The organism is Lysobacter sp. S4-A87 (assembly GCF_022637455.1).
Taxonomy (GTDB): Bacteria; Pseudomonadota; Gammaproteobacteria; order Xanthomonadales; family Xanthomonadaceae; genus Lysobacter_J.
This window is the reverse complement of record NZ_CP093341.1, coordinates 2,316,568-2,330,271: the sequence shown is the minus strand read 5'-3', so window position 1 is coordinate 2,330,271 and position 13,704 is coordinate 2,316,568. Positions and strand designations below refer to the sequence as shown.

General features: G+C 68.2%; 9 protein-coding genes. 8 read left to right on the top strand and 1 reads right to left on the bottom strand.

Annotated features, from left to right (window positions below):
* The first annotated feature begins 5 nt into the window (after positions 1 to 5).
* The 4 genes from MNR01_RS10460 (at position 6) to ggt (ending at position 7,947) form a co-directional block, all read left to right on the top strand.
* The gene (locus MNR01_RS10460) at positions 6 to 2,774 is read left to right on the top strand and encodes a TonB-dependent receptor (protein ID WP_241917751.1); all 2,769 of its coding nucleotides are present in this window, start codon (positions 6 to 8) and stop codon (positions 2,772 to 2,774) included.
* 144 nt (positions 2,775 to 2,918) lie between these two features.
* Positions 2,919 to 5,282 (top strand): family 20 glycosylhydrolase, encoded by a 2,364-nt coding sequence (locus MNR01_RS10455; RefSeq protein ID WP_241917750.1) that lies wholly within the window; start codon positions 2,919 to 2,921, stop codon positions 5,280 to 5,282.
* Positions 5,283 to 5,415: 133 nt separating this feature from the next.
* Positions 5,416 to 6,045 (top strand): tetratricopeptide repeat protein, encoded by a 630-nt coding sequence (locus tag MNR01_RS10450; protein ID WP_241917749.1) that lies wholly within the window; start codon positions 5,416 to 5,418, stop codon positions 6,043 to 6,045.
* A 201-nt stretch (positions 6,046 to 6,246) separates the two neighbouring features.
* The gene (gene ggt, locus MNR01_RS10445) at positions 6,247 to 7,947 is read left to right on the top strand and encodes a gamma-glutamyltransferase (RefSeq protein ID WP_241917748.1); all 1,701 of its coding nucleotides are present in this window, start codon (positions 6,247 to 6,249) and stop codon (positions 7,945 to 7,947) included.
* A 34-nt stretch (positions 7,948 to 7,981) separates the two neighbouring features.
* Here ggt and MNR01_RS10440 read toward each other — a convergent pair whose 3' ends face one another.
* Positions 7,982 to 9,469, bottom strand: coding sequence for an AAA family ATPase (locus MNR01_RS10440; RefSeq protein ID WP_241917747.1), 1,488 nt, complete (start codon positions 9,467 to 9,469; stop codon positions 7,982 to 7,984).
* Positions 9,470 to 9,699: 230 nt separating this feature from the next.
* Here MNR01_RS10440 and MNR01_RS10435 point away from each other — a divergent pair, with 230 nt between their 5' ends.
* The 4 genes from MNR01_RS10435 to MNR01_RS10420 all read left to right on the top strand — a co-directional run bounded on the left by MNR01_RS10435 (position 9,700) and on the right by MNR01_RS10420 (position 13,652).
* Positions 9,700 to 10,332: a ParA family protein gene (locus tag MNR01_RS10435; RefSeq protein WP_241917746.1), complete on the top strand. Its 633-nt coding sequence runs from the start codon at positions 9,700 to 9,702 to the stop codon at positions 10,330 to 10,332.
* 112 nt (positions 10,333 to 10,444) lie between these two features.
* Positions 10,445 to 10,921, top strand: coding sequence for a histidine phosphatase family protein (locus MNR01_RS10430; RefSeq protein ID WP_241917745.1), 477 nt, complete (start codon positions 10,445 to 10,447; stop codon positions 10,919 to 10,921).
* Positions 10,922 to 10,944: 23 nt separating this feature from the next.
* On the top strand, positions 10,945 to 11,547 hold the full coding sequence (locus tag MNR01_RS10425) for a YceI family protein (RefSeq protein ID WP_241917744.1): 603 nt from the start codon (positions 10,945 to 10,947) through the stop codon (positions 11,545 to 11,547).
* Positions 11,547 to 13,652, top strand: coding sequence for a phospholipase D family protein (locus MNR01_RS10420; RefSeq protein ID WP_241917743.1), 2,106 nt, complete (start codon positions 11,547 to 11,549; stop codon positions 13,650 to 13,652). Before MNR01_RS10425 ends, MNR01_RS10420 begins: the two co-directional genes overlap by 1 nt.
* The last annotated feature ends 52 nt before the right edge of the window (positions 13,653 to 13,704 follow it).

Here is a 13,704-nt window from a genome sequence, read left to right as displayed (position 1 = left end):
GAGCAATGAAACTTCGCAAGTCAATGCTATCGGTGAGTATCGTCGCGGCGCTCGGCTTTGCCGGCACCGCCATGGCGCAGGACGCGGCCGCTCCGGCTGCCGCCTCTTCGCAGGAAGCCAAGGACCTCGACACCGTCGTCGTCAAGGGCATTCGCGGCGCAATCGAGCAGTCGCTCGAGACCAAGCGCGATGACGTCACCCGCGTGGAAGTCATCACGTCGGAAGACATCGGCAAGATGCCCGACAAGAACGTCGCCGACTCGCTGGCGCGCGTTCCCGGCGTCAACATCAGCGCGGCCAGCGCCAACGAAGGTGCGTTCGACGAGAACGACCGCGTCAGCATGCGCGGCACCAGCCCGAGCCTGACCCAGACCCTGGTCGACGGCCACAACATCGCCTCGGGCGACTGGTTCGTGCTCAACCAGACCGGCACCGTGGGCCGCAGCGTCAGCTACTCGCTGCTGCCGGCCGAACTGGTCGACAAGGTCATCGTGCGCAAGTCCTCCGAAGCCAAGCTGGTCGAAGGCGGCGCGGTCGGCAGCGTCGACATCCAGACCCGCAACCCGCTCAACTTCGAAGAAGGCTTCAGCATCTTCGGTTCGATCGGCGCCGTGTACGCCGACCAGCCGAGCAAGACCGACCCGCAGATCTCGGTCCTGGGCAACTGGAAGAACAGCGACGGCACCTTCGGCCTGACCGTGCAGGCGTTCAGCGAAGAGCGCCACCTGCGCCGCGACGGCCAGGAACTGCTGGGCTACGAGACGATCGGTGCCGGTACCGCGGCGGGCATCGCCCATCCGGACCTGGTCGGCGTCTACTTCCCGGTGCTGATCGGTTCGGCCCTGTTCGAGCAGGAGCGCAAGCGCACCGGCGGCATGTTCTCCGCGCAGTGGAAGCCGACCGACTCCGTCGAGCTGGAAGCCAACTACTTCCGCTCCGACATGGAAGCCGACAACTACAACCGCAACTACATGCTGTGGGGCCGCCGCATCATCAACGGCTCCGGCGGCACCGACATCGGCCAGGTGCCGCTGCCGGGCTACGTCGTGCGCAACAACACCCTGGTGGCGGCGCAGTTCGCCGCGACCCCGGGCCAGGATCATGCGTTCGGCATCTACGACATGATCAACCGTCCGAACTCGGAGTCCTCGGCTGAGTTCTTCAGCGTCGACGGCAAGTGGGACGTCAGCGACAAGCTGACGCTGAAGGCCCAGGCCGGTACCTCCGAAGGCCACGGCAAGACCCCGACCCAGGACGTGATGGAGTTCGACACCGGCCTCAACACCGGCGCCGCCTGGAACATCCACGGCGTCGGCGCGGCCGACTGGAACCTGGGTACGGCCAACACGGCACAGCCGGGCGTGGCCAACACCGACTACCGCCTCGACTGGGTCTTCGGCGACAACGACATCGACGTGGAAGACAGCGAAGACTGGGGCCAGATCGACGGCACCTACTTCGTCGAGGGCAGCACCATCTCCTCGGTCGACTTCGGCATCCGCAGCGCCCGCCACGAGCGCGACCTGCCGCAGGTCACCGGCCAGGGCCCTGGCCCGGGTGCGTTCGACCCGGCCAACTGGCCGCAGAGCTTCCGCGACTACCCCAGCGACTTCGCTGATGGTTTCGGTGGCACCTTCCCGCGCGACATCTGGTACTACTCGGCCGACGACCTGCACGAGTTCGGCAGCAACTTCAGCAACCGCGACCCGATCAGCCGCTTCCGCTACAACGCGGCATACGGCCTGAAGGAGCGCAGTGACGCCGCCTACGGCCAGCTGAACTTCCGCGGCGACCGCTGGAGCGGCAACTTCGGCGTGCGTTACGTGCGCACCGAGGAAGAGGTCAAGAACTACGTCCAGACGACGGCGCAGGACCCGGAGGCCATCACCACCTCGGCGTTCGGCCCGTACAAGCCGATCATCACCAAGAACGAGTACAACGACTGGCTGCCGAGCGCGAACTTCAAGTACGACGTCAATGACGACACCGTGCTGCGCCTGGCCCTGTCGCGCACGCTGACCCGCGCCGACTTCTCGGCACTGGCCGGCTCGGTCAGCCTGAGCCCGCCGGCGAACGTCGGCGGCGTGGGCACCGGCACCGGTGGCAACCCGAACCTCGAACCGATCCTGTCGACCAACTTCGACGCGACCTGGGAGTGGTACTACGGTGAGCGTTCGCTGGTGTCGGCTGGCGTGTTCTACATGGACATCGACAACTACGTCTCGCTGGGCAACGTCCGCCAGTCGTTCTTCACGATCGACAACCTGCACCCGCAGGGCGCCGACGTGCCGTACGACCTGGCCGTGCCGGTGAACACCAACGCCAAGGTGAAGGGCTTCGAACTGGCCTGGGAACAGCCGCTGAGCGACAACTTCGGCGCGTTCGCCAACTACACCTACGCCGATGGCGAAGCCGACAACCCGGACGACGGCAACCCGGCCACGGTCGAGACCGACGCGATGCTGGGCACCTCGGAGAACACCATCAACGTCGGTGCCTACTTCGAGAACGACATGTTCAACGCCCGCGTGAACTACACCTGGCGTGACGAGTTCTTCAGCGGCCTGGATCGTGCCTCGGCCTTCTGGCAGGACTCGATCGGCACCCTGTCGGCTTCTGTGGGCTGGAAGATCAACGAGAACATGTCGCTGCAGCTCGACGCCATGAACCTCAACAACCCGAAGATCGCCTACTTCGCCGAGAACAAGGATCGCCCGCGTTCGATCTACGAGAACGGCCGTCAGTACTACCTGAACTTCCGCTTCAACTACTGACGTGGCAACTACCGGTCCGGGCGCAGCCCCGGGGCAACACGGTGGTCATTGAGGTAAAAACAGCGGGCCCGGTCATGCCGGGCCCGCTTGTTGTCGGCGGCGGCCCCGTCAGCGGTGCCGCCTCTTGAAGGAAAGAGAGGACCGATGAAACTGCAATCGATACTGACCGCAATGGCGGGCGCAACCGTGGCGATCGGGCTGGCAGGCTGCCAGCGCGAGGACGCGGCGACCCGTGCAGACACCACCGCCAGCACCGCCGCGCCGTCGGCGGCTGCCGCTACCCCCGCTGCCATCACGCCTGTCATCCCGCGCCCGGCCAAGGTCGACGCCGCGCAGGGACAGTTCACGCTGGGGCCCGATGCGCGCATCGCCGTGGTCGGCGACAACGCCGAGGCCCTGCGCATTGCCCAGGACTTCGCCGCACGCGTGCAGAAGTCGCGCGGCTTTGCGCCGGTCGTCGGCAACGACGCCGCCGCCGCCATCACTTTCGCGATCGATGCCAAGGCGGCACCCGCCAGCGACGAGGCCTACACCCTCGACATCACCCCGCAGGGCGCCAAGCTCACGGCCCGTGCCCCGGCGGGCCTGTTCTATGGCGCGGTCACGCTGTGGCAACTGGCCACCGCCGACGGCGGCCAGGGTGCGACCCGCATCGCCGCCCAGCGCATCGAGGACGCACCGCGTTTCCAGTGGCGCGGCATGATGCTCGACGTCGCCCGCCATTTCCGCAGCACCGACGAGGTCAAGGCGCTGCTCGACCAGCTGGCGCTGCACAAGATCAACACCTTCCACTGGCATCTCACCGACGACCAGGGCTGGCGCATCGAGATCAAGCAGTACCCGAAGCTGACGCAGGTCGGCGGCTGCCGCATCCCGGCCGGTGCTGCCGGGCGCGACGCCAAGGGTGAGCCGAAGCCCTACTGCGGCTACTACACCCAGGACCAGATCCGTGACGTGGTGAAGTACGCCGCCGACCGCTTCATCACCATCGTTCCCGAAATCGACCTGCCGGGCCATGCCCAGGCCGCGATCGCCGCGTACCCGCAGCTGGGCGTGACCGGCAAGGCGCCGCCGGTGTCGCCCGACTGGGGCGTGCACACCTGGCTGTTCAACGTCGACGACGGCACCTTCACCTTCCTGGAGAACGTGCTCGACGAAGTGATGGAGCTGTTCCCCGGCAAGTACATCCACCTGGGCGGCGACGAAGCGGCCAAGGACCAGTGGCAGCAGTCCTCGGCCGTGCAGGCCAAGCTGCGCGAACTCAAGCTCAAGGACGAGATGCAGCTGCAGAGCTGGTTCATGGGGCGGCTCGGCCGCTACATCGAGAACCACGACCGGCGACTGCTCGGCTGGGACGAAATCCTCGAAGGTGGGCCGCCGGCCGATGCCACGGTGATGTCGTGGCGCGGCACCGACGGCGCGATCGAAGCAGCGCGCGCTGGCCACGATGTGGTGCTGGCACCGGCGCCGGACCTGTACCTGGACCATATCCAGAGCGACGCCGCGGACGAGACGCCCGGTCGCCTGGACGTGTTCGCGTTGAAGGACTACTACGCCTACAACGTCGTGCCGCCGCAGCTCAATCCGGACCAGGCCAGGCACGTGCTCGGCGCGCAGGCCAACCTGTGGACCGAACACCAGCGCACCAACGAGCGCATGCAGCGTGCGGCGTTCCCGCGCGTGGCGGCGCTGGCCGAGAATGTCTGGACGCCGGCCGACCGCCACGACTGGCAGGATTTCCTGCGGCGCATGGTGCCGGACATGGCGCGCTACCGCGCCAGCGGCTTCCAGGCGTCCGACAGCGCGTTCGCCGTGCGCTTCGCCGCGGCCCCGGCGGCCGATGGCAAGGGCTCGCTGACGCTGTCCAACCAGAGCCAGTTCGGTGAGATCCGCTACACCACCGACGGCAGCGAACCGACGGCGGCGTCGCCGGCGTACAGCCAGCCGCTGTCCGTGGCCCTGCCGACGACCGTCACCGCCAACGCATTCGCCGACGGCGTCGCCCTGGCCGCGCCACGCAAGTTCGCGGTGGACCAGCGCAGCCTGCGCGCTCGCGGCAGCCACGCCCTGCAATCGTGCAAGAAGGGCCTGGCACTGCGCATGGAGGACGATGCGCCTGCCGCCGGGGAAGGCAGCGACCGCGCGCTGCTGCTGGCCGACGTGTTCGACCCGTGCTGGGTCTACGACGACGCCAGCCTCGACGGCATCACCCACCTGGAAGTCCGCGTCGGCCAGCTGCCGCACAACTTCCAGTTGTGGCGCGATGCCAAGCTGGTGGTCACGCGTCCGGCCAGGATCGCCGGCGGCGCCCTGGAAGTGCGCCTCGACAGTTGCGAGGGCGAGCCGGTAGCGACGCTGCCGCTGGCCCCGGCGCGCAAGTCCGATGGCCTGACCACGCTGCAGGCGATCCTTCCGGCCACCGCCGGCAAGCACGACCTGTGCTTCACCTTCGCCTCCGGGGAATACAACCCGATGTGGGTCGTGGACGAGGTCGCGCTGCTGCCCTGACGTTCCCGCAGCTTTGCCAGTGCTGCCCTCCGGCTTGCCGGGGGGCGGCCAATCGTCGCAATCGCACACGCCGAGCGTGACGCGCGGCGCCAAATGCGGGTTAGGATTGGCGCGTTACAGGGGACCCCACAACATGCTCGCTCGAAGCCTTCTACTGACGGCCTTGCTGGCCGCCACCGGCGCCGCGTCGGCGCAATCCTTTCCAAAGCCCGCGGAGTTCTACTTCGCCGCCGATGCCAATACCGTCAAACCGGTCGTGGCGGTGCGCGAAACCGGCGACGTGGCGATGCAGAAGCTCGCCAAGACCGTCGAGCGCAACCCGCATGCCAAGGCCGAGGTCGCGCAGCTCGCGCACCTGGCGATGGATGCCGGCCGCGTCGAACTGGGTCGACAGCTCTACGGCCGCGCACTGGGCGCGATCGACCGCAGCGACGGCCTGTGGCGCTCGGTCGTCTGGAACTACGGCTGGGACCTCTACCGCGCCGGCGACAGCGAAAATGCGCTGGTGCAGTGGCGCACCCTGGTGGAATCGCGCAGCGTGACCGCGACCTGGATTCCGCCGACCTTCGCCCTGGCGCTGTGGTCGGTAGGCCGCAAGGACGACGCCGTACAGTGGTACGCCGCCGCCGTGCGCAGCGAGCCGCAGCAATGGAACACGCCGAACCAGTTCGCGCGCCTGCTGCCGGACTGGCGCGACGACGAGCGCGCAACGCTGGCCGAAGTGCAGGCCGCATGGGCCGCCAATCCGCCGAGGTGGCCTTGATCGAATGACCCCGCGCTGCGGGGTCATTTGCCATGGGGGCCGGGGACGGGGTCGGCATTAGTCCTGAGCATGCCGGCCTGGCCGCAAGGTCGAAGGGCCGGCAGCCCATCCGCCCCCGTACGCGCAATTGGACGAAGCGGCACAGTCGCCACGCCCGCGGCCCGCGCTACGATGCGGTTTTCCCGCGCGGGTCCTCCGGCAATGCGTCTGCTGTTCACCGCTGTCCTCCTGAGCCTACCTTTCTCCGCCATGTGCGCCGACCGCATCACCGGCAAGCCCTTCGCCACCCGCAGCGAGGTCTACGCGCCGCACGCGATCGCCGCGACGTCGCACCCGCTGGCGACGCAGATCGCACTGGACGTGATGAAGAACGGTGGCAGCGCGGTCGATGCCGCGATTGCCGCCAATGCCGCCCTTGGCCTGATGGAGCCGACCGGCAGCGGTGTCGGCGGCGACCTGTTCGCGATCGTGTGGGATCCCAAAACGAAGAAGCTGTACGGCTACAACGGCTCGGGCCGTTCACCCAAGTCGCTGACGCTGGCCGAGTTCCAGCGCCGCGGACTTACCGACATCCCGCCGCATGGCCCGCTGCCGGTGACGGTGCCCGGCGCGGTCGATGCCTGGTTCGCGCTGCACGGCCGCTTCGGCCGCAAGCCCATCGCCGACGATCTCGCACCGGCGATCCGCTACGCCCGCGAAGGCCATCCGGTGCACGAAGTGATCGCCTATTACTGGGGCCGCAGCGTGCCGACGCTGTCGAAGTGGCCTGGCTTCACCGAGCAGTTCACCATCGATGGAAAGCGCGGCCCACGCACTGGCGAGATGTGGCGCAACCCGAACCTGGCCAACACCCTGGAGAAGATTGCCCAGGGCGGTCGCGATGCGTTCTACAAGGGCGACATCGCCCACACCATCGACGCCTACTTCAAGGCCAATGGTGGCTTCCTGAGCTACGAGGACATGGCCGCCCACCAGGGCGAATGGGTCGAGCCGGTCAGCACCGACTATCGTGGCTACGACGTGTGGGAGCTGCCGCCCAACGGCCAGGGCATCGCCGCGCTGCAGATCCTCAACCTGCTCGAGCCCTATGACATGAAGTCGTACGGCTTCGGCAGTCCCGAGCACGTGCACCTGTTCGCCGAGGCCAAGAAGCTGGCCTTCGCCGACCGCGCGCGCTGGTATGCCGACCCGGCCTTTGCCGCCTCGCCGGTGAAGAAGCTGATCTCCAAGGATTACGCCGCGCAGCGCCGCAAGCTGATCTCGATGGACAAGGCGCTCAAGGAAGTGCAGCCGGCCACGCCCAAGGAACTCGACGAAGGCGACACCATCTACATGACCGTGGCCGATGCCGACGGCATGATGGTCTCGCTGATCCAGTCCAACTACCGCGGCATGGGCAGCGGCATGGCACCGCCGGGCCTGGGCTTCATCTTCCAGGACCGCGGCGAGCAGTTCGTGCTCAAGGAAGGCCACCCCAATTCGTTCCAGCCGGGCAAGCGTCCGTTCCACACCATCATCCCGGCCTTCGTCACCAAGGGCGGCAAGCCGTGGCTGAGCTTCGGCGTGATGGGCGGGGCGATGCAGCCGCAGGGACACGTGCAGATCCTGCTCAACCTGATCGACTTCGGCATGAACCTGCAGGAAGCCGGCGATGCGCCGCGCATCCAGCACGACGGCAGCACCGAACCGGCCGGGCAGGCGACGGTGATGAGCGACGGCGGCGAGCTCGACCTGGAAACCGGCTATTCCTACGAGACCGTGCGCGCACTGATGCGCAAGGGTCACTCGGTGCGCTTCGCCGACGGCCCGTACGGCGGCTACCAGGCAATCATGGTCAATCCCAACGGCGGCTACATCGGCGCCAGCGAATCGCGCAAGGACGGCCAGGCGGCGGGCTACTGACCCGGGAGGGGCACCCGGCCGATCAGTAGGCCGATCAGTCGGCCGGCACCGTCCGCCCGTTCGCCCACTCGCGCAGCTGCTGCACCTGCTCGGCCATCAGCACCGACAGCGGCCGCGTCTGCTTGAGCTCGGCGCGCAAGGTGAAGTCGTTGAGCGGTGCCTTCGCCGCGTGCGCCGCGTAGAGCGCAGCCACTATCGCCTGCTCGATTTCGGCGCCGGAGAAGCCGTCGCTGGCCGCGACCAGCGACGCCAGGTCGAAGCCCGACGGTTCCAGCGCGCGCCGGCGCAGGTGCAGGGCGAACAACTGCTCGCGCGCCGCCGCATCGGGCAGGTCGATGAAGAAGATCTCGTCGAAGCGGCCCTTGCGCAGCAGCTCCGGCGGCAGCGCATCGATCTGGTTGGCGGTGGCGACCAGGAACACGCGCGACTTGCGCTCGGCCATCCAGGTCAGCAGGTAGCCCAGCACGCGGCGCGAGACGCCACCGTCGCTGTCGCCCCCATCGCCGGCCAGGCCTTTCTCGATCTCGTCGATCCACAGCACGCACGGTTCCAGCTGTTCGGCCGAACTCAAGGCGGCGCGCAGGTTCTTCTCGGTCTCGCCATGGAACTTGTCGTAGAGCGTGCCGAAATCCAGCCGCACCAGCGGCACGCCGAAGCCGGCCGCGACCGCCTTGGCCAGCATCGACTTGCCACAGCCCTGCACGCCCAGCAGCAGCACGCCCTTGGGCGGGTCGAGCCCCGGCGGCGCGTCGCCGCTGGTGAACACGCCGCGGCGCTGCTCGATCCAGCGCTTGAAGCGGCGCGCGCCGGCGACATCGTCCATGCGCGCGTTGTCGTATTCGTAATGCAGGTGGCCGCTGCGATTGAGCAGCTCGAATTTCAGCTTGGCCAGCTGCGGCAGGTCCCCCGGGCCCAGCGCGCCATCGTTGTGGATCAGGTGGCGGGTGATGCGGCGCGCATCGATCGGGTCGAGGCCGCGCAGGTTGCGCACGATCTGCTTCACCGTCTCGGCATCGGCTTCGACCCGGCGCCCGCCATGCTCGCGCGTGTAGGCCTCGGCCTCCTCGCGCACCAGCTTGAGCAGGGCGTTGGCATCGGGCAGGCGCGGCGTGAAGCGGACCGCCAGGGCGTCCAGTTCCGGCGGCAGCTCGACCTTGTGCCCGACCAGCACCAGCACGTGCGGCTCGCAGTCGCGGCGCTGGATGATGTCGCGCAGCAGGCGCTGCGTGCTGGCATAGCCCAGGTAGGGATGGATATCGAGCAGCAGGTAGATGCCGCGCTGGGTGGCATCGCGGATCGCATGCAGGGTCGTGGACGCATCGGGTGCGACCTCGGGCGGATCTTCCTTGTCCAGGTCGATCCGGCGCAGGCCCTCGGTGATCGACCAGCGGTGCAGCGCGCGCCACACCTGCATCAGTGCCTGCCGGAACAGCTCGACCACGCGTGCCTCGTCGCGGGTCTCGATGACGATGAGAGGGGTATTTGCGCGGATCAGCGCGGTCAGGTCCTGCAGTTCGCTCATCGCGTGTGGCTTTCCGGCGCGTCCGTGTCTGTGGCTGATGATAGCCGTTGCCAGAGTGGTGCAAGGCGGAAGACCCGGCATTCGCCACGGCGCTGGCATGGCGGTCGCTCGCAGGCCGGGCCCGCAGGCGCGGAATCTGCCCGGCCCGCCCGGCTGAGCCGTCGCCGCCGGCGATGGTCGCGCCACGGCGCCCCGGTGTACGCTGCGGCTTCCATCCAGAGGGAGTTCGCATGAAGACCGTGCTGGTGGCCAGTTCCAAGGGTGGCGTCGGCAAGACCACGATCGCCACCCATATCGCCGCGCAATCGGCCATCGACGGCCTGCGCACCGCGCTGGTCGACGCCGACCCGCAGGAGTCCTCCACCCGCTGGGCGCAACGCCGCGCACTGCTCGACAGTGCCGTCCTGCCGCTCGACGGAACCCGCCGCAAGGCCTGGCGCAAGCACCTGCCTGATGACACCCAGCGCCTGGTGATCGATGCACCTGCCGGCGCGATGGCCGACGATCTCGACAGCTTCCTCGACCATGCCGACGCCATCCTGGTCCCGGTGCAACCGTCGGCGCTGGATATCGACGCGACCGTGCCGTTCCTGGACTCGCTGGCCCGGCACCCGCGCGTCCGCAAGGGTTCACTTCGCGTGGGCCTGGTCGGCAACAAGATAAAGCCATGGACCAATGCTTCGCAGCAGGCGCTGGAACTGCTCTCCGCCTGGCCGTACCCGGTGGTGGCGCAGCTGCGCGACAGCCAGGCCTACGTGGTCCTGACCGGACTGGGCAAGAGCCTGTTCGACTACCACTCCGCGCAGGTGCGCGAACACCAGGACGACTGGCAACCCTTGCTCAAGTGGTTGAAGAAAGCGTGACGACCGCGCAGGTCAGCGCGGTCGATCAGTGCGACGTCACGCCGGTCGAGGATAATGAACGCTCGATCTTCCGCCGATCCCTCGGTCCAGACGCGAAAAGGTAGCAACGCGAATGCGTGAATTGATCCTGCTGCGCCATGCCCATGCCGAACCTGCCGGTAACGGCCAGGCCGACCTGGACCGCCCGCTCTCGGCCGAAGGGTTGGCCGAGGCCGAAGCTGCCGGCCGCTGGCTGGCGGCCAACAAGCTGGTGCCCGACTGCGTGCTGTGTTCGCCCTCGCGGCGGACACGCGAAACCCTCGAAGCGGTGCTGGGTGCCATCGGTTACGTCGACCAGCGCATCGAACCGTCGATCTACGAGGCGACCCCGGGCACGCTGATCGCCCTGGCCGACGTCCACGGCGAGTCCGAGCGGCTGATGGTCGTTGGCCACAACCCCGGGCTGGAACGACTGGCCGCGCTGCTCCACAGCGGCCAGTCGGGTGATTACCGCGGCATGCCGCCGGGCGGGATCGCGGTGCTCAGTGTTCCTGCGCAGACCAGCCTCGAACCGGGAGTGGCCCAGCTCAGCGCTTTCTGGTGGCCGTGACAACGAGTTCGCGATGCGCCCAAGTGGCGCTGCTGTGCTGCGTGCTGTTGTCGTGCCTGTTGCCAGGCCCGCCCGTGCTGGCCCGGCAGGCGACCGCGTCTGCCGCTCCGGTCCCGGCCAGGGCGGCATCGGTGCAGGCATTCGATCCGCGCTTCACCCGCTTCGGCTTCGAGCTGCGCACGCGCTGGGGACAGCGCGTGGTCGGCATGTTTCCCCAATACGAAGGTGAAGTGACGCTGCTGCCGGACGGGCGCCACTCGGTCCGGATCGTGCTGCGCACCGGGGGCGTCGAAGTCGCCGGTTCCGAACGCTATACCGCCATGGCGCGGGGGCCGAGCTTCTTCGATTCGGAGCACCACCCGGTGATCGAGTTCGAATCCGATCCGCACCCGGAGCCGCTGATCCGCACCGGCGGGCGCCTGCGCGGACGCCTCACCATGCACGGGGTCAGCCGCGTTGAAACCTTCTATCTGGCGCCGGCCGTGTGCGACCGGCCCGGCAAGGACTGCGATGTCGTCGCCAGCGGCAGCATCAGCCGCGCGGACTACGACCTCAATGGCTGGCAACTGGCCCTGACCGACCGGGTCCGTTTCAACATGCGCGTGCGCGTGATCGAGGCGCGCTGATGGCAGTGGTGGTGAAGACAGGCGGGCTGAAGCCAGCAGGCGTGAAGTGCGCGCGGCTGCGATTGGCAGCGGTGCTGCTGGCGCTGCTGGTGTCCGGCTGCGCCTCGTTGTCCAACGCCGAGCGCGACCGCGCCAGCGCGATAGTCGTTGCGGCGCGCCCCACCCAGGTCGACTGCGTCCGCGAGGACGCCTGCGCGCAGCCTTCGCCGCTGCGCCAGCTGGCCTCGCGCGCATTCGCCGAATCGACCGCGCAGGCGCCGCGCCATTACGCGCTGATCCTCGATGTCGGCCCGGACGCACTGCTGGCGCGCATCAACCTGATCCGCAGCGCCACGACCGCCGTGGACCTGCAGACCTACATCTTCGACGAGGACGATGCCGGCCGGCTGGTGATGGAGGAGCTGCTGGCGGCCGCCCGTCGTGGCGTGCGCGTGCGCGTGCTGATCGACCAGTTGTCGGCGCTCAAGCATGTCGACACACTGGCCGCGCTCGCCGCCGCCCATGCCAATTTCGAGCTGCGCCTGTACAGCCCGGTGCTCGGCCGCGCCCAGACCAGCTATCCGCAGTACGCGCTGGCGGCGGCATGCTGCTGGAACAAGCTCAACCAGCGCATGCACACCAAGTTGCTGCTGGTCGATGGCGCCGTCGGCATCACCGGTGGGCGCAATTACCAGGACGACTATTACGACTGGGACAAGGAGTACAACTTCCGCGATCGCGACCTGCTCGTCGCCGGACCGGTCGCGCACGTGATGGGCGAGGACTTCTCGCTGTTCTGGAACGATCGCCGCAGCGTCCCGGTCGAGCGCCTCAACGACGTCGGGCAGCGCCTGCTGCACGGCGGTGTCCCGACCCTGCCCACGGCGGTGTACGAGCAACCGCAGCGTGCGCAGGCCATGCGGCGCGACGCCGCCGACGCCACCCTGGTGACGATGCGCCTGGCGCAGCAGGCCCTGCCGGTAGGGCAGGTGCGCTACATCTCCGACACGCCCGAAAAGCACCACAGCAATGGCGCCAACCAGGAGGCGGTGGCCTCGGGATCGCTGCGCGAGCTGATCGAGTCGGCGCGCAAGGAAGTGCTGCTGCAGACGCCCTACCTGGTGCTGTCGGACGCCGCGCAGGACATGTTCCGCCAGCTGCACCAGCGTCCGCGCGAAGAGCGCCCGAAGGTGATCGTCTCGACCAACAGCCTGGCCGCGACCGACGCCTTCATCGCCTACGCGCTGTCGTACAAGTACAAGCGTCGCTACCTGCGCGAGTTCGGCTTCAACATCTTCGAATACAAGCCGTTCCCGCGCGATGCGCTGATCGATGTCGCCACCACCGGTGCGACCCTGCCGGCGTTCGACGACGCCGGCGGCCAGACCGCCACTCCGGTCATCGACATCGACGACGACGCTGACCCCTCGTCACTCGAACCCGCCAATGCGCTGTCCGACGAGGGCATCGAACCGCAGCCGACGGCGCGCGGCTCGGCGACGCCACAGGAAACCCATCGCGAACTGCGCGAGCGCTACGACCGTCGCAGCGTGGTCGAGCGCGAGCAGTACCGGCGCGCGCTGTCGCGCGAGTACACCGCGCTGCGCTACGGCTCGCGCAAGGCCAACCAGCCGGTGCCGCTCGAGCGCGCCGGCGTGCGCATCGGCATGCACGCCAAGTCGATGGTGATCGACGAGAAGATCGGCGTGGTCGGTACGCACAACTTCGATCCGCGCGGCGACCACTACAACACCGAGAGCGCGGTGGTGATCGAGGACGTGGCATTCGCCCAGGCATTGGCGCGCAGCATCCGCCGCGACATGGAGCCGGCCAACTCGTGGGTGATCGCGCGGCGCGACAAGCCGCCGGTGTTCTCGGGCCTGGATTACTCCATCGGCAAGATGTTCGAGGCGATGCCGATCTTCGACCTGTGGCCGATGCGCTACGCCACCAGCTACGAGTTCGTGCCGGGGCCGGATTGCCCGCAGCCGCTGCTGCCGAGCGATCCGGGTTTCCGTGCCTGCTACCAGCCGGTCGGGGACTTCCCGGAAGTGGCGCTGGGGTTCAAGGGGATCACCACGCGGATCTTTACCGCCTTTGGCGCGGGGTTGGCTCCGATTCTTTGAGGTGGGGGGCGGTCGAGGCCACCGGGTCCCGGGTGCGCTGCGCTTGCCCGGG

Coding starts and splice junctions, on each gene's coding strand:
- MNR01_RS10460 (WP_241917751.1), top strand. CDS start 6: ATGAAACTTCGCAAGTCAATGCTATCGGTGAGTATCGTCGCGGCGCTC.
- MNR01_RS10455 (WP_241917750.1), top strand. CDS start 2,919: ATGAAACTGCAATCGATACTGACCGCAATGGCGGGCGCAACCGTGGCG.
- MNR01_RS10450 (WP_241917749.1), top strand. CDS start 5,416: ATGCTCGCTCGAAGCCTTCTACTGACGGCCTTGCTGGCCGCCACCGGC.
- ggt (WP_241917748.1), top strand. CDS start 6,247: ATGCGTCTGCTGTTCACCGCTGTCCTCCTGAGCCTACCTTTCTCCGCC.
- MNR01_RS10440 (WP_241917747.1), bottom strand. CDS start 9,469: ATGAGCGAACTGCAGGACCTGACCGCGCTGATCCGCGCAAATACCCCT.
- MNR01_RS10435 (WP_241917746.1), top strand. CDS start 9,700: ATGAAGACCGTGCTGGTGGCCAGTTCCAAGGGTGGCGTCGGCAAGACC.
- MNR01_RS10430 (WP_241917745.1), top strand. CDS start 10,445: ATGCGTGAATTGATCCTGCTGCGCCATGCCCATGCCGAACCTGCCGGT.
- MNR01_RS10420 (WP_241917743.1), top strand. CDS start 11,547: ATGGCAGTGGTGGTGAAGACAGGCGGGCTGAAGCCAGCAGGCGTGAAG.